Below are 18,326 nucleotides of genomic sequence, written 5' to 3'. Positions count from 1 at the left end.
TGATGAGCGACGACGACCAGAAACGCAGCGAAAGCCAGGATCCCTGGACCCAGGGGCCGGAGCGAACCCCCGAGCAGGCCCGGGAGGAGCGCGAGACACGAAAGGCGCCCCGGGTGGAAGAGAGGGCGGAAAGCGCCGAGACCCTGCGTGAGCGCCAGCGTCTCCAGCAGATGGAAATGATGGACCGCTGGATCGGCGGTGTGTTGACGGAGCAGCGCCGTTCGCGGCGCTGGAAACTGTTCTTCCGCTTTCTGTTTGCGGCGCTGATTCTGGCGTCGCTGTCGGCGACTCTCTACAGCCTGCTTTCCGGTCCTCCCGGCAGTGGCGCCGCTGCCGGCCCCCACCTGGGTGTGGTCAAGGTGCGTGGCGTGATCGATTCGGAGTCACCGGCCAGCGCCGATCGCATCGTGACCGGGCTCAAGCGCGCCTGGGAAGCGGAAGAGAGCGAGGCCGTCGTGCTGCATATCGATAGCCCCGGTGGCAGCCCTGTGCAGTCCCAGCGGATATTCGACGAAATCATGCGGCTTCGCGCCGAAGGCGGCAAGCCGATCATTGCGGTGATCGAGGATGTTGGCGCCAGCGGCGCCTATTATATCGCCGCGGCGGCGGACGAGATCCTTGTTGCTCCGGCAAGTCTGGTGGGCTCCATCGGGGTGATCTCGGCCAGCTTCGGCTTCGAGGAGGCGATGGAGCGCCTGGGCGTTGAACGCCGCGTATTCGCTGCCGGCGACAACAAGGCCTTTCTCGACCCATTTTCGGAGTTGGCACCCGAGCAGCGTCAGTTCTGGCAGTCGGTGTTGGCGACGACTCATCGGCAGTTCATCGACGCGGTGAAAGAAGGGCGAGGCGATCGTTTGAGCGACGACGATCGGCTCTTCAGCGGTCTGGTGTGGAGCGGCGAGCAGGCCGTGGAGCTTGGCCTGGCAGACGGCATTGGGAGCCTGGGCGGCCTGGCTCGAGAGCGACTTCCCGAGCCGAAGGTGCGCGACTACACCCCGCGCCTCGATCCCTTCGAGCGCTTTTCACGGCAGTTCGGCCGCGTCGCCATGGAGTTGATGGGCGTGCCCCGCGCCGATTCTCCGCTGCGCTACCAGCTACCCTAGCGGGTCCAGTCCCGCTTCGCGCAGCATGGCGCAGAGGCGAATCAGGGGCAGACCGATCAGGGTATTAGGATCGTCGCCCTCGAGTCGCTCGAAGAGCGCAATCCCGAGTCCTTCCATGCGGAAGCTCCCGGCGCTGTCCAGGGGCTTCTCTTTCTCCACGTAGCGGGCGATCTCGCCCTCGCTGAGGCGTCGGAATACCACGTCGTAGCTGTCGTGGCAGACCTGCTGGCGGCCGTGTCGGGTATCCAGCAGCGCCAGACCGGTGACAAAGCGAACGCGGTGGCCGGAGAAACGCGTCAGGTTGGCACGGGCGGTGGCCGTGTCCCCGGGCTTGCCGAGGATCTCGCCCTCGAACAGTGCTACCTGATCAGAACCGATGATCAGGTGGTCCGGCCAGGCCTCTGCCAGCCGCTGGGCCTTGGCCAGCGCCAGTCGCTGTACAAGGGCGATGGGCCCTTCATCCGGTTGCGGGGTCTCGTCGATGTCCGGACTCTGCCAGGCGTAGGGGATTTCCAGGCGGTCGAGCAGCTGGCGGCGCCAGCGAGAACCGGAGGCGAGTACAAGTCGTGGCATGAGGGCTTTCCCTGTCGAAGATTCAGGAGCGAGGTTAGCATGACCCGGCTGGTCAACGGCGGCTTTGACAGGGACGGGGCGAGTGCCTATCATTGCGCGCCTATGTCTACTACACGACTTCCCAGCAGGGTCGAGCCTTACAAGCTTGCAGCCCGTTCCGAGCGACTCGAGGGCCTTGTGCCTCTCGCCGATCTTGCACGTCTAACCGAAGAGGTTGGCCCGCAGAACGGCGATCTTTGGGTCACCCTGGACTTCGCTATCGACGCCCAGGGCCGCCGCGTGATTCACGGTCGTCTGGCGGCGGATCTGCAGCTGCCTTGTCGGCGCTGTCTGTCTCCAATGGCACAGCATGTGGAGAGCGAGTTCCTGCTGGGCATGGTCTCTAGCGATGACTTGGCAGCCGAGCTGCCGAGTACCCATGAGCCGGTCCTGGTGGAAGACGAACAGCTGAACCTGCTGACGGTGGTCGAGGATGAACTGATCCTTAGTCTGCCGCAGGTGGTTTACCACGAGGAGGCCGACTGTGAGGTCTCCCGCGACCAGCTGACCAGCGGGGAGGGTGCCACGGCATCCCGGGGGCCCGCAGCGAGTCCCTTTGACGTGCTCAAGCACCTCAAAGGCAAATCCTGACATACTATCGTTTTATTCTAGAGTGACATCCCATGGCAGTTCAAAAGAACCGCAAGACCCGTTCCAAGCGCGGCATGCGTCGTAGCCACGACGCTTTGAGCGCCCCGGCCCTGTCCCAGGACAAGGAAACCGGCACCACTCATCTGCGCCATCACGTCGCTCCGGACGGTTTCTATCGTGGCCGCAAGATCGTCGACGCCTGAGGCGACGACGCATCCTTCAATAGTGCCTGGCCGCTGACTCTGTCGTGAAGATAGCCATCGACGCGATGGGAGGTGACCTCGGTCCCCGCGCTACCGTGCGTGGGGCCGCCAGTGCGGTGCTGCACGACCCCCATCTCGAGATCTGCCTGTTTGGCCCCCGGCGTCAGCTTGAGGGAGAGATCTCCTGCCTGCCGCGGCGTCTCGTCGCGGCGGGTTCGCGTATGGAAGTTGTGGATGCCTCCGAGGTGATTGCCCCGGGCCAGCGGCCCGCTGATGCGTTGCGTCGCGGTCAGGCCAGCAGCATGGCCAGGATGTTGACCGCCGTGGCGTCGGGTAGCGCAGCGGCCGGCGTCAGCGCAGGAAACACCGGCGCACTGGTGGCTTTGGGCCGTCAAACGTTGGGCACTGTCGCCGGGATTCCGCGCCCGGCGATAAGCACAGCGATGCCGACGCGCCGCCAGGGCCGCTGCTACCTGCTGGATCTTGGCGCCAACGTCGAGTCCTCTGCTGAGCGGCTGGTGGACTTTGCCCTGATGGGTGAGCTGATGGCGCGTCACGTGGATGGGCTTGACGCCCCCCGCGTGGCGCTGCTCAACGTCGGGGTAGAGGGCACCAAGGGCACGGCCAGCGTGCGCGAGGCAGACCAGCGTCTGCGAGCTTTCAAACACCTTGATTATCGAGGCTATATAGAGGGCGACGGCATCTTTGCTGGCCAGGTAGACGTAGTGGTGTGCGACGGCTTCGTCGGTAACGCCGTTCTCAAGGCCAGCGAGGGCCTGGCTAAGATGTTGGTGGCTCGTGTGCAGGCGACGTTCGAAGCCCACTGGAGCAGTCGTTTTGTGGGCGCGCTGGCGCGGCCTGCGCTCCGACGTCTCAAGAGCGAACTGGATCCCGTGCGCTACAATGGTGCCAGCCTGCTGGGTCTGGCTGGTATTGTGGTAAAGAGTCATGGCGGCGCCGACGCCGCCGGCTTTCACTATGCGGTGTTGCGAGCGGTACAGGAGGTGCGCCACGACCTGCCTAGCTGCCTGGCGGCAGGATTGGCACCGCGGCGGGGCGTTGGCGAGTCGGTCGGCAGTGCCGGACGAGTCGCCAGCGATCCCGATATCTTCGCACCGGGCATGCCCAGCGATGATGACAGCCAACAAGAGCAAAGGTGACCATAATGACTCAATCCCTCGCCCTCGTGTTCCCCGGGCAGGGTTCCCAGCAGATCGGCATGCTGCGGGAGCTGGCGGAACGCTACAGCGTGGTTCGCACCTCCTTCGAAGAGGCCTCCGACGCGCTGGGCTATGACCTCTGGCAGGTGGTTCAGGAAGGCCCGGCAGACGCCCTTAATTCTACCGCATGCACACAGCCGGCCCTGCTGACTGCCAGCGTCGCCATCTGGCGGGTCTGGCAGGAACTGGAAGGCGCGCGCCCCGGTGCCATGGCAGGGCATAGCCTCGGCGAGTACAGCGCCATGGTATGTGCCGGCGTGATGTCCTTTGCCGAGGGCGTGAAACTGGTGCGCCTGCGTGGTGATGCCATGCAGGCCGCGGTGCCTGCCGGTGAAGGAGCCATGGCAGCGATCCTGGGCCTCGACAACGCCGTAGTAGAGCAATGCTGCGCCGATGCCGCTCAGGGTGGGGTCGTTGCTGCGGTCAACTTCAATGCCCCTGGTCAGGTAGTGATCGCCGGCGACAAGGCCGCCGTGGAGCGTGGAATTGCCGCTTGCCAGGCGGCCGGTGCCAGGCGTGCCATGCCGCTGCCGGTCTCGGTACCATCGCACTGTGCACTGATGGAGCCTGCCGCCGAGCGCCTGGCCGAGGCCATGGACGCCATTGAGTTGCGCGCGCCGCGCTACACCGTGTTTCAAAACGTCGATGCCCAGGCCCATGCCGATCCCGAGACCTTGCGAACCCGGCTGATCGAGCAGCTCTATCGCCCGGTGCGGTGGACCTCCTGCGTCGAGGCCATGATCGAGGGCGGCGCCGAGGTGTTTATCGAGTGCGGTCCGGGCAATGTGCTCACTGGTCTTGGCAAGCGTATTGCCCGAGGCAGCAAGGGGCTGGCGGTCAATGATCCGGACAGCCTGGAGGCAGCTCTGGAACTGGCACGCAGCGGCCCCAACGGCACCTCCGTGAACGGCTGACCATTCCTCAGGACGAAGGCGAAACCACCATGACAACCGAAACGAGAGTCGCCCTAATCACCGGCGCCAGCCGTGGCATCGGCCACGCCATCGCCCATGAGCTGGGCCGCCAGGGGCGCATCGTGATCGGGACTGCCACCAGCGATGCCGGCGCCGACAAGATCGACGCCGACCTCAAGGCCCACGGTATCCCGGGCGCCGGTCGTAAGCTCGATGTCACTGACCCTGCCAGCGTCGATGCCCTGGTCAAGGCTGTCACCGAAGAATTCGGGGCGCCGACCATCCTGGTCAACAGTGCCGGCATCACCCGTGATAACTTGCTGATGCGCATGAAGGAAGAGGAGTGGAGCGACGTTGTCGACACCAACCTCACCTCGGTTTATCGCGTGACGAAGGCATGCCTGCGTGGCATGACCAAGGCCCGCTATGGACGCATCGTCAATATCAGCTCGGTGGTGGCCACCATGGGCAATATGGGCCAGACCAACTATGCTGCCGCCAAGGCGGGCATGGAAGGCTTCTCCCGCGCCCTGGCGCGCGAGGTTTCCTCACGTGCGATTACCGTCAACACGGTGGCCCCGGGCTTTATTGCCACTGACATGACTCAGGCGCTGCCAGAAGCACAGCAGGAGGCGCTGCTGGGCCAGATTCCCCTGGCTCGGCTGGGTCAGCCCGAGGAGATCGCCGCCGCGGTGGGCTTTCTCACCGGTGACACGGCGAGCTACATCACCGGCGAAACACTGCATGTCAACGGCGGTATGAACATGCGTTGAGTCCCTGCGGGGACGGCGGTTGCGCCTGCCTCAGGGCGTCTATAAACTACCTCGCAGCTTTGGTTTGCGGATCTGGAACCCCAACGGCTGGTCATCAGGACGGCCAATTTGAACGACTGGAGTACGTCATAATGAGCACCATTGAAGAGCGCGTTAAGAAGGTTGTGGCTGAGCGCCTAAACGTCAAGGAAGAGGATATTCAAAACAGTTCCTCCTTTACCGAGGACCTGGGCGCCGACTCTCTGGACACCGTCGAGCTTGTCATGGCACTCGAGGAAGAGTTCGACACCGAAATCCCGGACGAAGAAGCCGAGAAGATCACTACCGTTCAGGAAGCCATCGATTACGTGAATACTCACCAGTAAACCTGGTAGCGGTCGATGATGTCTGACGCGGGGAATTCGTTCCCCGGAAAAATGCCGCCCGCAGAGGCGGCTTTTTCGTGGCAGGTTGGTGCGAGGCTTGTCAAGGCGGCATAGGGCGGGGAGACTCGTTATAATGCGCGCAAGCGGACGGCTCCTCGTGGGGGCCTGTCATACTGGATGTCGGGAGGAACACTGATGGCACGTAGAAGGGTTGTGGTGACCGGTCTGGGACTGGTCACGCCGGTGGGGAATAGCGTCGAGGAGAGCTGGGCCAACATCAAGGCCGGCAAAAGCGGCATTGCCCCCATCGAGCACTTCGATGCCAGCGGTTGCAGCACGCGCTTCAGTGGCTCGATCAAGGACTTCGATATCAGTCCCTATCTGAATCCCAAGGAGGCCCGCAAGATGGATCACTTCATCCAGTATGGAGTGGCCGCTGGGGCTCAGGCGATTCAGGATTCGGGCATCGAGTGCACCGAGGAGAATGCCGCGCGGATCGGCGTAGCGATCGGCTCCGGAATCGGCGGGCTGCCCATGATTGAACAAAATCATAGCGCGATGCTGAAGAGTGGCCCGCGGCGTATTTCGCCGTTTTTCGTACCTGGCTCGATCATCAACATGATCTCGGGCAATCTGGCCATCCTGCATGGCTTTCGCGGCCCCAACATCGCCATCACGACCGCCTGCACCACCGGTACTCACAACATCGGCTACAGTGCCCGTACCATTGCCTACGGCGATGCCGATGTCATGATCTGCGGCGGCGCTGAAATGGCGACCACTCCCCTCGGGCTGGGCGGTTTCTCTGCGGCTCGGGCGCTTTCTACTCGCAATGATGATCCCGAGGCGGCCAGCCGTCCCTGGGATCGCGACCGTGACGGCTTCGTGCTCTCCGACGGTGCCGGGGTGCTGGTACTGGAGGAGTATGAGCACGCCAAGGCCCGCGGCGCGACCATGTACGCCGAGCTGGCCGGCTTCGGCATGAGCGATGACGCCTACCACATGACGGCGCCTCCCGAGGACGGCAGGGGGGCGGCGCTCTCCATGAGCAATGCCATTCGCGATGCCGGTCTTGATCCTTCGGCTATTCACTACATCAATGCCCACGGCACCTCGACCGCGGCCGGCGACCTGGCCGAGAGCCGTGCCGTAGAGAAGGTAATGGGGGCGGCGGCGACGTCCGTGGCAGTGAGCTCCACCAAGTCGATGATTGGCCACCTGCTGGGTGCCGCCGGTGCCGTGGAAGCGGTATTCTCCATTCTGGCGATTCGCGATCAGGTGGCACCGCCCACCATCAACCTGGATAACCCCCAGGAGGGCTGCCACCTCGACTACGTGCCGCACACTGCGCGCGAGATGAAGATCGATGTGGCGCTGTCGAACTCCTTTGGCTTCGGCGGGACGAACGGCACCCTGGTCTTCTCCCGGGTGTGAGAACGGAGGCTGCTTGGCCCCTGGACGACCGTGGGGTCGCCTACGGTGACGGCCTGTTCGAGACGATACTGCTGCGAGGTGGCCGTCCACTGCTGTGGGACGAGCATCTGGCGCGTTTGGCTCGTGGCTGTCACAGGCTGGGTATTCCTATGCCGGAAGAGCACGATCTGGCCGTTCCCCTGGCCGAGGCCGGCAACGGTCTCGAGGTGCTCAAGCTGACGTTGACCCGGGGCAGTGGCGGACGGGGCTACCGGCCGCCGTTCTCCTGCGCGCCGCGGCTGCGCTGGCAACTCGCCGCCTTCGTCCCGGCAGAAACGCGCTGGCAGCAGGGCGTTCGTGTGCGCCACTGCCGCTTGAGACTTGGTCTGCAGCCTGTATTGGCCGGTCTGAAGCACCTCAATCGCCTTGAGAACGTGCTGGCCCGGGCCGAGTGGGATGACGAGGACATCGCCGAGGGGTTGCTCTGCGACAGCGATGGCAGGCTGGTGGAGGCCACCGCCATGAACCTCTTCTGGCGGCGTGCCGGCCGCCTCGAGACGCCGCGGCTCGACCGCTGCGGGGTGGCGGGGGCCCTGCGTGCGGCGTTGATGGAACGGATGGAGATCCACGAGGTTGATATTCATCCCGACGAATTCGAAGCGGCCGAGGCGGTTTGGCTCGGCAACTCGGTGCAGGGTGTCTGGCCGGTGGTGCGTCTCGATGACGGCGCCGGCATCGAGCGACGGCGCTGGTTGCTCTCTCCCCTGCATCGAACCTTCCAGGCGGAAGCCCATCGCCTGCTGGACTATCCCGCTCCCTGAGCCGATCTGACCCAAGATGACACGACGAGGACGCCGATGCTGCGTGTGCTGAAGATCCTGCTGGTGCTGGCCATTCTGGCCGGCGCGGCCCTGTTCGGCGGTTACCGCTACTGGGAGTCCCGCCTCGAGGCGCCCATCGCGGTGAGTGAGCCGACCCTCTACGAGGTGCCTCGAGGCGCCGGCTATAACCGCGTGGTGGCCGACCTGGCCCAGCGCGGGGTGATCGCCGACGACTGGGCCTTTCGCCTGCTGACCCGCCTGGAGCCCGAGAGCGTGCCGCGCCTGCGCGTTGGCGAGTACATGCTGGAGCCCGGCATGAGCGGGCGCGACCTGGTTGCCCTGCTGGGCAGCGACCGCGTGGTCACCTATCCGCTGACCGTGCCGGAGGGATGGACCTTCCGCCAGATGCGCGAGCTGCTGGACAACGCTCCCAAGCTCGAGAGCCGCACGGCGGGGCTCAGCGACGAAGAGGTCATGGTGCTGCTGGATCGCGAGGGCGTTTACCCCGAGGGCTGGTTTTTTCCCGATACCTATCGCTATCACAAGGGGGTAAGCGACCTGGAGATCTTGCGCCAGGCGTTGACCCGCATGGAGAGCATCCTCGAGGAGGTCTGGGAGGGGCGGGCCGACGACCTCACCATCGAGTCGGCCTACGAGGCGCTGATCATGGCCTCGCTGATCGAGCGTGAGACCGGGGCGCCCGAGGAGCGCCGCGAGATCGCCGGCGTCTTCAAGCGGCGCATGGAGACCGGCATGCGCCTGCAGACCGACCCCACGGTGATCTACGGCATGGGCGAGCGCTACGACGGCCGTATCACCCGCGCCGACCTGCGCGAGACGACGCCCTACAACACTTACGTGATCGACGGCATGCCGCCGACCCCCATCGCCATGCCGGGACGGGCGTCGCTGGAGGCCGCGGTGGATCCGCTGCCCGGTGAGACCCTCTACTTCGTCTCCCGCGGCGACGGCACCCACCATTTCTCGCGCACCCTGCGCGAGCACAACAACGCGGTAAACCGGTATATCCGCAATCGCCAGTAAGGAGAACCACATGGCCGAGCGCGGACGCTTTATCACCCTGGAGGGGAGCGAGGGAGTCGGCAAGTCCACCAACCTGGCCCGGGTCGTCGCCTGGCTCGAGGCGCGTAGGCTCGAGGTGGTGCAGACCCGTGAGCCCGGTGGCACGCCCCGGGCCGAGGCAATCCGCGAACTGCTCCTTGATCCCGGCGTCGAGGAGCCGCTGGATGCCGATGCCGAGCTGCTGCTGGTCTTCGCCGCCCGCGCCCAGCACCTGGCACAGGTGGTCCGCCCGGCATTGGCTCGCGGCGCCTGGGTGGTGTGCGACCGTTTCACCGATGCCACCTTCGCCTACCAGGGTGGGGGGCGCGGCATCGACCCCGCGCGCATCGCCGAGCTGGAGCGCTTCGTGCAGCGGGGCCTGGCCCCCGACTTGACCCTGCTGCTTGATATGCCCGTCGAGGCCGCTCGGGGTCGACTGGCCGCGCGGGGCGGGGAGCAGGATCGTTTCGAACGTGAACGCGACAGCTTCTTTACGGCGGTGCGCCAGGCCTATATGGCACGCGCCGCCGCCGACCCGGGCCGCATCACCGTGGTGGACGCCTCACGGCCTCTGGCGGCGGTGAGCGAGCAGATCGAAGCGATATTAGCCGAGCAGGTGTCCGCATGGGCGTAGCGGCAGAGCCGTCGACGCTGCAGCCGCTGCCCTGGCTGCGGCCGCGCTTCGCCGAGCTGACGCGTCTGGCAGATAGCGGCCGGTTGCCCCACGCACTGCTGATCTCGGGGCCGCGCGGGGTGGGCAAGCGCTCCCTGGCCGACGCCCTGGTCGCCCGCACCCTCTGCGCCGCCCCGGGGGAGAGCGCCTGCGGTGTCTGTCACGCCTGCAGCATGCTGGCATCGGGCTACCATCCAGATCTGTTGCGGGTGGAACCGGAGGAGGGCAAGCGTCAGATCCGCATCGATGTCATCCGCGAGGTCAACGCCTTCGTGGCCCAGACGCCTCAGCAGGGTGGCTACCGTGTGATCCTCATTGCGCCGGCGGAGGCCATGAACCAGGCCGCTGCCAACGCGTTGCTAAAGAGCCTGGAGGAGCCGGGTGAACGCACCCTGTTCGTGCTGCTCGCCGACATTCCTTCGCGCCTGCTGCCCACCATCCGCTCACGCTGCCAGCACTGGAGCCTGGCGGTGCCTGGCGAGGCGGCCTGCCTGCCCTGGCTGACCGAGCGTCTGGGTGACGAGCAGGAAGCAAGATTCTGGCTAGGTCTGGCCGGCGGCCTGCCGCTGGCTGCCCTGGCCCAGGCCGAGCCGGAGTCCCGGGCATTGCGCCAGCAACTGCTCGAGACCTTCGATGCGCTGGTGCGCGGCGCCGAGCCGGTGGCCGAGGCCGCTCGCCTGGATCGACAGTCGGTCGAGGCGATCCTGTGGTACGGTATTGCCTGGCTGGAAGACCTGATCCGGCTGGGTCTCTCGGGAGAGCAAAGTGAGCTGCGCAACCCTGATCTGCTGCCGCTTTACCGCCAGGCGGTGAAAAATGCTCGGGTGCGTGACTGGTTCCGTCTGCTTGACTACGCCCGAGAGCAGCGAAGACTGCTCGCTGCGGGCGGCAACCCCAATCCCCAGCTGGTGCTAGAAGCCTGGCTGGTTCGCTGGTCCGCGCTGCTGCGTTCGTGAACGAGGAGAGGCTGATGGCTGCACAGAAGGCACTGTCCCTTAACATCCAGGACGTTCAGACCCTGCTCTCGGCCTACATGCCGATGCTCGAGAGGGGAGGCATCTTCGTGCCCACTCGTGAGCGCTATGAGTTGGGACAGGAGATTTATCTGCTGCTGACCCTGCCCGGCGAGAGCGACCGAGCGCCGGTCACCGGCCAGGTGGTATGGGTCTCTCCCGAAGGGGTGAGCGGCAGGCGTATGCCCGGTGTCGGCATCCACTTCAGCGCCGGCGACCAGGCAGTGCGCGACCGCATCGAAAACCTGCTTGCCGGCCATCTGGACAAGGGTGCGCCGACTTATACGCTGTAACCAAGGACCCCCATGTTCGTAGATTCTCACTGCCATCTCGATCGCCTGGATTCTGCCACCCACGGCGGCGATCTGGCCGCCACGCTTGACGCCGCTCGCCGCCGTGGAGTCAAACAGTTCCTGGCCATCGGTGTGACCCTGGAGGAGCTGCCCGGCATCGCCGCCATCGCTCGCGAGCACCGTGATGTGGTGCTCTCCGCCGGCGTGCATCCGCTGCATCTTGTTGCCGAGGAACCCGGCATCGAGACGATCAAGGAGGCCGCGGAGCGTTTCGGTGCCGTGGCCATCGGCGAGTGCGGCCTGGATTATCATTATCTCGACAAGGCCCCGGAAAAGGTGCCCTCCCGAGACGTGCAGCGCGAGCGATTCCGGCGCCAGCTGATCGCCGCCACCGAGCTTGAGCTACCGGTGATCATCCACACCCGGGAGGCTCGCGAGGAGACCCTCGAGCTGATCCGCCAGCACACCGACCCGGCCATTGGCGGCGTACTGCACTGCTTTACCGAGGATCTCGACATGGCGCGGGAGGCGGTGCGTCACGGTTTCTACATATCGCTATCCGGCATCGTGACGTTCCGCAATGCGGAGGCGCTGCGCGAGGTGGCTCGCAAGGTGCCCCTTGACCGGCTGCTGATCGAGACTGACAGCCCTTATCTCGCTCCGGCTCCCCACCGCGGCAAGCCCAATGAGCCGGCCTGGGTGGTGGAAGTGGCCGAGTGCATTGCCGCCGAGCGCGGCATCAGCGTGGAAGAGGTGGCGATGCAGACCACTGCCAACTTCTACCGCCTGTTTTCTGCTGCTGCCCCGGATGCCCCCGCTGAACTGCGCGAAACCCTCCGGGGCGCAGGCCTGCTGGGCTGATCCATCGCATGACTCCATCCCATGACTCCATCCCATGACAAGGGACCCGACATGAATCTCGATCCGCTGCTGGCCCATATCGATCCCGAGGGCGAGATTCCTCCCGTGGACCGCTGGCATCCGGAGCATGTCGGCGAGATGGATCTGGTGATCGTCACCGACGGCCGCTGGATCCATGAGGGAACCCCGATCGCACGGCCTCGGCTGGTGCGCCTGCTTTCGACGATCCTTCGCCGCGAGGGGGACGGGCGTTACGCTCTGGTCTCTCCGGTCGAGAAGCAGTTCATTCGGGTGGAGGATCACCCTTTTCTGGTGGTAGATGCCGATCTGGATCCGTCCGGCACATGGTGGCTGACCACCAACGTGGGCGACCGCCTGGCCCTGGGCGAGGCGTGTCGCCTCTCGCTCAGCGAGACACCGGCGGGCGAGACGGTGCCCGAGGTGCCGGTGCGCTTCGGGCTGGCCGCGCGGCTGGGGCGCAACGTCTACTACCGGCTGGTGGAGGCCGCCGAGCGCCGTGCCCTGCCCGGCGGCGGCGAGGCGCTGGGCCTGGTCAGCGATGGCGTCTGGCAGCCCCTCGGTCGTCTGGACCACGGCGAGACGGCGTGAGGCTCACCGCCGAACAGCGTGCCGTCGTCGAGCACGTCTCCGGCCACGCTCGGGTCGCCGCCGTGGCAGGCTCCGGCAAGACCACCACCATGGTGGCCCGGGTGCTGCATCTGCTGGCGAAGGGCGTTTCCCCGTCGCGTATCCTGGTGCTGATGTTCAACCGCTCGGCCCGGGAAGACTTCCAGGCGCGACTCGCTGAGATGGCCCCTGCCGGGCAGCGGCTGCCCGACGTGCGCACCTTTCATTCCCTGGGACACCGCCTCACCGCCAGCCTGACCCGCTGGGGGGCTCTGGCCCCTCGACAGCTGCTCACCGCCGACTGGCAGGCCGAGCGGCTGCTGCGCCAGGCCACCCAGCGTGCCCTGGGGGATGCCCCCGAGGCGGGCGAGGCGGCCCTGGACGCCGAGCGCCTGGAGGCCCTGGCTCACTTCTGCGCCCTGGTGAAGGCCGAGATGGTTCCACCGGCGGAGCTCTACGCCGGGCTCGATTTCGGCGAAGCCACCGAGCACTTTGTGTCGGCCTTCGACCATGCCGAAGAGCTCCTCGCCGACCAGGGCCTGATGGGCTATGCGGATCTGCTGTATCGCCCGCTGCGGGCCCTGGAGGCCGACGACGCCCTGCGCGATCGGGTACAGGGCTTCCTCGATCACGTCATCATCGATGAGTACCAGGACATCAACGTCGCCCAGCAGCGCCTGTTGGCGGTGCTGGTCGGCGACCGGGCCGAGGTGATGGCGGTGGGCGATGCCAACCAGTGCATCTACGAGTGGCGCGGCGCGCATCCGGACACCATGCTGGAGCGTTTCACCGCGACCTTCGGTGCCGCTATCGACTACCCGCTCTCTACCACCTTTCGCCACGGCCACGCCCTGGCGCTGGCCGCCAACCATGCCATCGAGGCCAACCGGCGCCGCCCGGACCAGCTCTGTCTGGCCGCCCCCGGCAATCCCCGGACCCACCTGGCCCAGGCCCAGGGCAGTCGCGCCCTGCTCGAGTCGCTGGCGTCCTGGCAGGAGGGGGGGCGAAATCTGAACGAGGCCTGCGTGCTGGTGCGAAGCTGGTCGCTGTCGGTACCGCTGCAGCTGGCCCTGCTGCGCGAGGGGATCCCCTTTCGGCTCTCTCGGGAGGACCGTTTCGTGTTTCGTCTGCCGCTGGTGCAGGCCCTGGCCGGCTATCTGCGCCTCGCCAGGGAACCGACCCTGCTGGCCGACTCGGCACACCTGGTGCTGCTGCTGAGCCAGCCGACGCCGTTTGTGGCCCGGGAGCGGCTGGTACGCCTCGCCACGGTGCTGGCCGAGACCCAGCGCTGGCCGGAGCGGCACGACCCACTGCTCGCCGGCCTCAAGCCCCACCAGCAGCGCACCCTCAAGAAGCGCTGGGCGCTGCTGTGCGAACTGCCGAAGCGCGCGGCCTGGCCGCCGGCGCGGCTCCTCGCGCACGTGGTGGAGGCGGTGGAGGCCGAGAAGGTGCTCAAGCGCGCCGCGGCACGCCGTGACAAGGGCGAGGAAGACGTGAGGCTGCTCGACGTGCTGCTGGAGCAGGCCGCCGAGTTGGGCAACGATCCGGAGGCGTTCATCGAACTCCTGCAGCGGCCGGTGCAGAGCGATGCGGACGGCGTGCTGATCACCACGGTGCACGGGGCCAAGGGCCTGGAGTGGCCGCTGGTGGTCCTGGCCGGGGTCAACGAGCAGGATTTCCCCCACTACAGCCGCGATAACCCGCTGACGGCCCAGCGCCTCGAAGAGGAGCGTCGGCTCTTCTACGTGGCCATCACCCGAGTCAGGGAACGGCTGCTGCTGCTTCACGATGTCGGCGATCACCGGCCGAGTCGCTTTCTGGCCGAGAGCGCCTGGGAGGAGTGCCAGCGGGTGGCCGAGCGGCTGGACGCGCGTCTTGACGAGCCCCCAGAAGAGCATGACGCGGATGCGAGTCCACCCCTTCCGGTGACGCGTCCACCCCTGATGGAGCGTTACCTGGCAAGGCTTGGCACCTCGCTACCGCTAACGGCAGCGGCCTCTTGCGTGGCCGAGTCTTCCAGTGACTATCGGATCTTCGACGTGGGGCAGCGGCTGCGCCATGCTGTCTTTGGTGAGGGTGAGATCGATCTGGTGGAGGGTGACCCGGACAATCCGGTGATCGAGGTGCGCTTTCGCCACGCCGGTCGGCGGCGCCTGATCGCGCGCCGAGCCCCCATCGAACTACTTGAAGGAAACCGCCCATGAGCGCCTCCCTGACAACCGTATCCGAACTGGCCGAGGCCCTCGAGAGTCGCCTGCCACCTCGTCTGCTTGACTGTCGGGCCCGGCTGGGTGATGCCAATGCCGGGCACACCCTGTGGTGGGAGGCCCATCTGCCCGGCAGCGTCCATCTGGATCTGGATCGTGATCTGGCGGCTCCGCCGGGGCAGGGCGGTCGTCATCCGCTGCCCACGCGCGAGGCCTTCACTGCCACGCTGCAGCGGTTAGGCCTCACCCCCGAGGTGCCGGTGGTGCTCTACGACGACATGGGGGGTCAGCTTGCGGCAGCACGGGCCTGGTGGATGCTGGCCTGCTGGGCCGGACACCCGGACGTGCGCGTGCTCGACGGGGGCATCAAGGCCTGGCTGGGTAGCGGAGGAGAGCTCGCCGAAGGGGATCGCTCGCCGCCGACTCTCAGCCGTTGGGCGCCTGCGTTTCGCGACGATCAGTGGGTGGAGGTTGCCCAGCTGTCATCCAGCCAGGCACTGCTTGTGGACGCGCGTAGCCGCGAGCGCTTTCGAGGCGAGGCCGAACCTATCGATGCGGTGGCAGGGCACATTCCCGGCGCGGTGTCTCGGCCCAGCGCGGAGAATCTGACCCCGCACGGTCGTTTCAAGTCCGCGACCCAACTTGCCGCCGAGCTTCCCCAAGCCGACGAGGTGATCGCCTACTGCGGTTCCGGCGTTACCGCCTGCCACACCATCCTCGCCTACGCCGTGGCAGGCTATCCCCTGCCACGGCTATACCCCGGTTCCTGGAGCGAGTGGATCCGCGATCCCGCAAGGGCCATCGCCACCGGGGAGTGAGCCTTACATGTTGGGATAGTTCGGCCCGCCGCCGCCTTCCGGCGCTACCCAGGTGATGTTCTGGGCCGGATCCTTGATATCGCAGGTCTTGCAGTGCACGCAGTTCTGGAAGTTGATCTGGAACTGTGGCTTGCCGTCGTCGCCTTCGATCACTTCGTAGACCCCGGCCGGGCAGTAGCGCTGCGCCGGCTCGGCATATTCCGGCAGGTTGTCGCGGATCGGCAGTGCCGGGTCGGCCAATTTCAGGTGACAGGGCTGATCCTCCTCGTGGTTGGTGTTCGAGAGAAACACCGAGGAAAGCTTGTCGAAGGAGAGCTTGCCGTCTGGCCTGGGGTAGTCGATCTTCTCGAACTCGCTGGCGGGCTTGAGCGTCGCGTGGTCCGGCGTGGTGTCGTGAACGTTGGGCAGCTTGCTGCCGAGCAGCTGGTTGAGGAAGTTGTAGGCGCCACCGCCGACGGTGCCGTACTTGTGGATCGCCGGGCCGAAGCTGGCGCTCTCCTTGAGCTCGGCGAAGGCCCAGCTCGCTTCCCACTTCTCGGTAAAGGAAGTGAGCTCCTGGCCCCCCTCATCACCGCCGGCGATCGACTCGAACACCGCCTCGGCGGCCACCAGGCCCGACTTCATGGCGGTGTGCAGTCCCTTGATCTTGGAGAAGTTCAGGGTGCCGGCATCGCAGCCGATCAGCAGGCCGCCGGGAAAAGTCATCTTCGGCAGGCAGTTCAGGCCGCCCTTGGTGATGGCGCGGGCGCCGTAGGCGATGCGCTTGCCGCCCGTGAGGTGCTTGGACACCACCGGATGGTGCTTCATGCGCTGGAATTCATCGAAGGGCGACAGCCAGGGGTTCTGATAGGCCAGGTCCATGATCAGACCCACGACCACCTGCTGATTTTCCGCATGATAGAGGAACCAGCCGCCATGGGTGTGCTTGTCCAGGGGCCAGCCGGAGCCATGGAGAACCAGGCCGGGCTCATGCTGCTCGGCCGGGATGTCCCACAGCTCCTTGAGGCCAATGCCGTAGTGCTGCGGGTCCTTGCCTTCGTCGAGCGTGAACTGTTCGATCAGTCGCTTGCCCAGGTGGCCGCGAGCACCCTCGGCGAAGAGGGTGTACTTGGCGCGCAGCTCCATGCCCGGCATGAAACCGTCCTTGGGCTGACCCTCGGCACTGACGCCCATGTCACCGATCAGGATGCCCCTGACCACGCCATCCTCGACGATGGTTTCCTGGGCGGCGAAGCCGGGGAAGATCTCTACGCCCAGCTCCTCTGCCTGCTCGGCCAGCCAGCGGGACAGGTTGGCGGCGCTGATCACATAGCGGGTCTGGCCACCGCCGGTGTTGTGCATGGACTTGGGCACCAGGGCGTTGGGCAGCTTCTGGGCCTTTTCGGCATCTTTAAGGAGGTAGAGCTCGTCGCGGGTCGCCGGGGTCGTCAACGGAGCGCCGCGCTCCTCCCAGTCGGGGAAGAGTTCGTCCAGGGCGCGAGGCTCGAAGACGGCGCCGGAAAGGATATGGGCGCCCACCTCTGATCCTTTCTCCACCACGCAGACGGTAAGCTCCTGCTCGGCTTCGCTCGCCTGCTGCATCAGCCGACACGCCGCGGCCAGACCCGAGGGCCCAGCGCCAACGATGACCACATCAAAATCCATTGAATCGCGTTCTACTTGTTCCACCTGGGTATCCTCCCTTGCTGCGCCGCCGATGGCTTGCCACCAACGTCGTAAGCAATTAAAACGGTCGTTTGCTTCTTGCCTGTCTACATGATAGGCATAATAGCGGTCTCAGGTCACCCCCTCGATGTGTTAGTGCCGACGAGGAGGGCGTCCGAACGTGGGATTGTTGCCAGGCCGCCGGCTATGGCACATTGATACAGTTTTTCCGATGCGGCGCCTATCAAACGCTCGCATGAAATCTAACAGGGCATGCCGCACCGTTCCATGCGGCCCGTTTCAGGACGGTGCGAATGGCAATGTCGCACCAGACACCAAGCGAGGACACCATGAAAGTACTCGTCGCGGTCAAACGCGTCACCGATTACAACGTCAAGATCCGGGTCAAGCCTGATAACTCCGACGTTGACCTTACCAACGTCAAGATGGCCATGAATCCCTTCTGCGAGATCGCCGTGGAAGAGGCGGTGCGCTTGAAGGAGCGCGGAGTGGCCACCGAGATCGTCGCCGTCACCATCGGCCCCAAAGCCGCCCAGGAGCAGCTGCGTACGGCCCTGGCGCTGGGTGCCGACCGCGCCATTCACTTGCAGACCGACGAGCGCGTTGAATCGCTGGGTGCCGCCAAGGCGCTGGCCAAGCTGGTGGAAGAGGAGCAGCCAGGCCTGGTGATTCTCGGCAAGCAGGCCATCGACACCGACAACAATCAGACCGGCCAGATGCTCGCCGCCCTCAGCGGCCTGCCCCAGGGCACCTTCGCCTCCGAGATCGTCGTGGAGGACGACAAGCTCAAGGTCACCCGCGAGGTCGACGGCGGCATGCAAATCATTGAGCTCAGCCTGCCGGCCATCGTGACCGCCGACCTGCGCTTGAACGAGCCCCGCTACGCCAAGCTGCCCGACATCATGAAGGCGAAAAAGAAGCCGCTGGACGTCAAGACCCCCGAAGATCTCGGCATCGAGGTGGCTTCCAAGGTCAAGCTGCTCAAGGTCGAGCCGCCGGCCGAGCGCCAGGGCGGCGTCAAGGTGGGCTCCGTGGACGAGCTGATCGATAAACTCAAGAACGAAGCGAAAGTTCTTTAACACATTGCGCTTT

At 65.7% G+C, this 18,326-nt stretch carries 20 protein-coding genes; 18 read left to right on the top strand and 2 right to left on the bottom strand.

What is annotated here, in order from left to right; all coding sequences use genetic code 11:
• Positions 1 to 2 precede the first annotated feature (2 nt).
• Entirely contained in the window at positions 3 to 1,103 is a 1,101-nt protein-coding gene (sppA, locus tag ACFODV_RS01290) for a signal peptide peptidase SppA (RefSeq protein ID WP_379753449.1), read from the top strand.
• Here sppA and ACFODV_RS01285 read toward each other — a convergent pair.
• Positions 1,095 to 1,676, bottom strand: a complete 582-nt coding sequence (locus ACFODV_RS01285; protein WP_379753446.1) for a Maf family protein — start codon at positions 1,674 to 1,676, stop codon at positions 1,095 to 1,097. The genes sppA and ACFODV_RS01285 overlap by 9 nt on opposite strands.
• Before the next feature lie 102 nt (positions 1,677 to 1,778).
• On the opposite strand from ACFODV_RS01285, the gene ACFODV_RS01280 reads away from it, so the two are divergent.
• The 16 genes from ACFODV_RS01280 to ACFODV_RS01205 all read left to right on the top strand — a co-directional run bounded on the left by ACFODV_RS01280 (position 1,779) and on the right by ACFODV_RS01205 (position 15,569).
• Positions 1,779 to 2,306, top strand: a complete 528-nt coding sequence (locus tag ACFODV_RS01280) for a YceD family protein (RefSeq protein WP_379754274.1) — start codon at positions 1,779 to 1,781, stop codon at positions 2,304 to 2,306.
• Between the two features lie 32 nt (positions 2,307 to 2,338).
• A complete protein-coding gene (gene rpmF, locus ACFODV_RS01275; RefSeq protein ID WP_379753443.1) occupies positions 2,339 to 2,509 on the top strand; it encodes a 50S ribosomal protein L32 in 171 nt (56 codons plus the stop codon).
• A 44-nt stretch (positions 2,510 to 2,553) separates the two neighbouring features.
• A complete protein-coding gene (gene plsX, locus ACFODV_RS01270; protein WP_379753440.1) occupies positions 2,554 to 3,669 on the top strand; it encodes a phosphate acyltransferase PlsX in 1,116 nt (371 codons plus the stop codon).
• Positions 3,670 to 3,674: 5 nt separating this feature from the next.
• The gene (gene fabD / locus ACFODV_RS01265; protein ID WP_379753437.1) at positions 3,675 to 4,643 is read left to right on the top strand and encodes an ACP S-malonyltransferase; all 969 of its coding nucleotides are present in this window, start codon (positions 3,675 to 3,677) and stop codon (positions 4,641 to 4,643) included.
• 29 nt (positions 4,644 to 4,672) lie between these two features.
• Complete coding sequence (gene fabG, locus ACFODV_RS01260; RefSeq protein ID WP_379753434.1) at positions 4,673 to 5,416, top strand: 3-oxoacyl-ACP reductase FabG; 744 nt, start codon at positions 4,673 to 4,675, stop codon at positions 5,414 to 5,416.
• Between the two features lie 131 nt (positions 5,417 to 5,547).
• Positions 5,548 to 5,781 carry an acyl carrier protein gene (acpP, locus tag ACFODV_RS01255; RefSeq protein ID WP_083005609.1) on the top strand — a complete coding sequence of 78 codons (234 nt, stop codon included), beginning with the start codon at positions 5,548 to 5,550 and terminating at the stop codon, positions 5,779 to 5,781.
• Between the two features lie 195 nt (positions 5,782 to 5,976).
• Positions 5,977 to 7,215 (top strand): beta-ketoacyl-ACP synthase II, encoded by a 1,239-nt coding sequence (gene fabF, locus ACFODV_RS01250; RefSeq protein ID WP_379753431.1) that lies wholly within the window; start codon positions 5,977 to 5,979, stop codon positions 7,213 to 7,215.
• On the top strand, positions 7,212 to 8,015 hold the full coding sequence (gene pabC, locus ACFODV_RS01245) for an aminodeoxychorismate lyase (RefSeq protein ID WP_379753428.1): 804 nt from the start codon (positions 7,212 to 7,214) through the stop codon (positions 8,013 to 8,015). Before fabF ends, pabC begins: the two co-directional genes overlap by 4 nt.
• A 36-nt stretch (positions 8,016 to 8,051) precedes the next feature.
• Complete coding sequence (gene mltG, locus ACFODV_RS01240) at positions 8,052 to 9,059, top strand: endolytic transglycosylase MltG (protein ID WP_379753425.1); 1,008 nt, start codon at positions 8,052 to 8,054, stop codon at positions 9,057 to 9,059.
• Between the two features lie 10 nt (positions 9,060 to 9,069).
• A complete protein-coding gene (tmk, locus tag ACFODV_RS01235; RefSeq protein ID WP_379753422.1) occupies positions 9,070 to 9,711 on the top strand; it encodes a dTMP kinase in 642 nt (213 codons plus the stop codon).
• Positions 9,702 to 10,706, top strand: coding sequence for a DNA polymerase III subunit delta' (locus tag ACFODV_RS01230; protein ID WP_379753419.1), 1,005 nt, complete (start codon positions 9,702 to 9,704; stop codon positions 10,704 to 10,706). The genes tmk and ACFODV_RS01230 overlap by 10 nt, the downstream gene beginning before the upstream one ends.
• A gap of 14 nt (positions 10,707 to 10,720) precedes the next feature.
• Positions 10,721 to 11,056 carry a PilZ domain-containing protein gene (locus ACFODV_RS01225; protein ID WP_379753416.1) on the top strand — a complete coding sequence of 112 codons (336 nt, stop codon included), beginning with the start codon at positions 10,721 to 10,723 and terminating at the stop codon, positions 11,054 to 11,056.
• Positions 11,057 to 11,068: 12 nt separating this feature from the next.
• A complete protein-coding gene (locus tag ACFODV_RS01220; protein ID WP_379753413.1) occupies positions 11,069 to 11,917 on the top strand; it encodes a TatD family hydrolase in 849 nt (282 codons plus the stop codon).
• 21 nt (positions 11,918 to 11,938) lie between these two features.
• On the top strand, positions 11,939 to 12,526 hold the full coding sequence (locus ACFODV_RS01215; protein WP_379753410.1) for a DUF1285 domain-containing protein: 588 nt from the start codon (positions 11,939 to 11,941) through the stop codon (positions 12,524 to 12,526).
• Entirely contained in the window at positions 12,523 to 14,748 is a 2,226-nt protein-coding gene (locus ACFODV_RS01210; RefSeq protein WP_379753407.1) for an ATP-dependent helicase, read from the top strand. The genes ACFODV_RS01215 and ACFODV_RS01210 overlap by 4 nt, the downstream gene beginning before the upstream one ends.
• The gene (locus ACFODV_RS01205) at positions 14,745 to 15,569 is read left to right on the top strand and encodes a sulfurtransferase (protein WP_379753404.1); all 825 of its coding nucleotides are present in this window, start codon (positions 14,745 to 14,747) and stop codon (positions 15,567 to 15,569) included. The genes ACFODV_RS01210 and ACFODV_RS01205 overlap by 4 nt, the downstream gene beginning before the upstream one ends.
• Before the next feature lie 3 nt (positions 15,570 to 15,572).
• Here ACFODV_RS01205 and ACFODV_RS01200 read toward each other — a convergent pair whose 3' ends face one another.
• Positions 15,573 to 17,237, bottom strand: coding sequence for an electron transfer flavoprotein-ubiquinone oxidoreductase (locus ACFODV_RS01200; protein ID WP_379753401.1), 1,665 nt, complete (start codon positions 17,235 to 17,237; stop codon positions 15,573 to 15,575).
• 326 nt (positions 17,238 to 17,563) lie between these two features.
• Between ACFODV_RS01200 and ACFODV_RS01195 the strand changes: the two genes are divergently transcribed.
• On the top strand, positions 17,564 to 18,313 hold the full coding sequence (locus ACFODV_RS01195; RefSeq protein ID WP_379753399.1) for an electron transfer flavoprotein subunit beta/FixA family protein: 750 nt from the start codon (positions 17,564 to 17,566) through the stop codon (positions 18,311 to 18,313).
• The last annotated feature ends 13 nt before the right edge of the window (positions 18,314 to 18,326 follow it).

Source organism: Halomonas tibetensis (assembly GCF_042643535.1).
Taxonomy (GTDB): Bacteria; Pseudomonadota; Gammaproteobacteria; order Pseudomonadales; family Halomonadaceae; genus Halomonas; species Halomonas tibetensis.
This window is presented reverse-complemented; position numbering and strand designations above follow the sequence as displayed.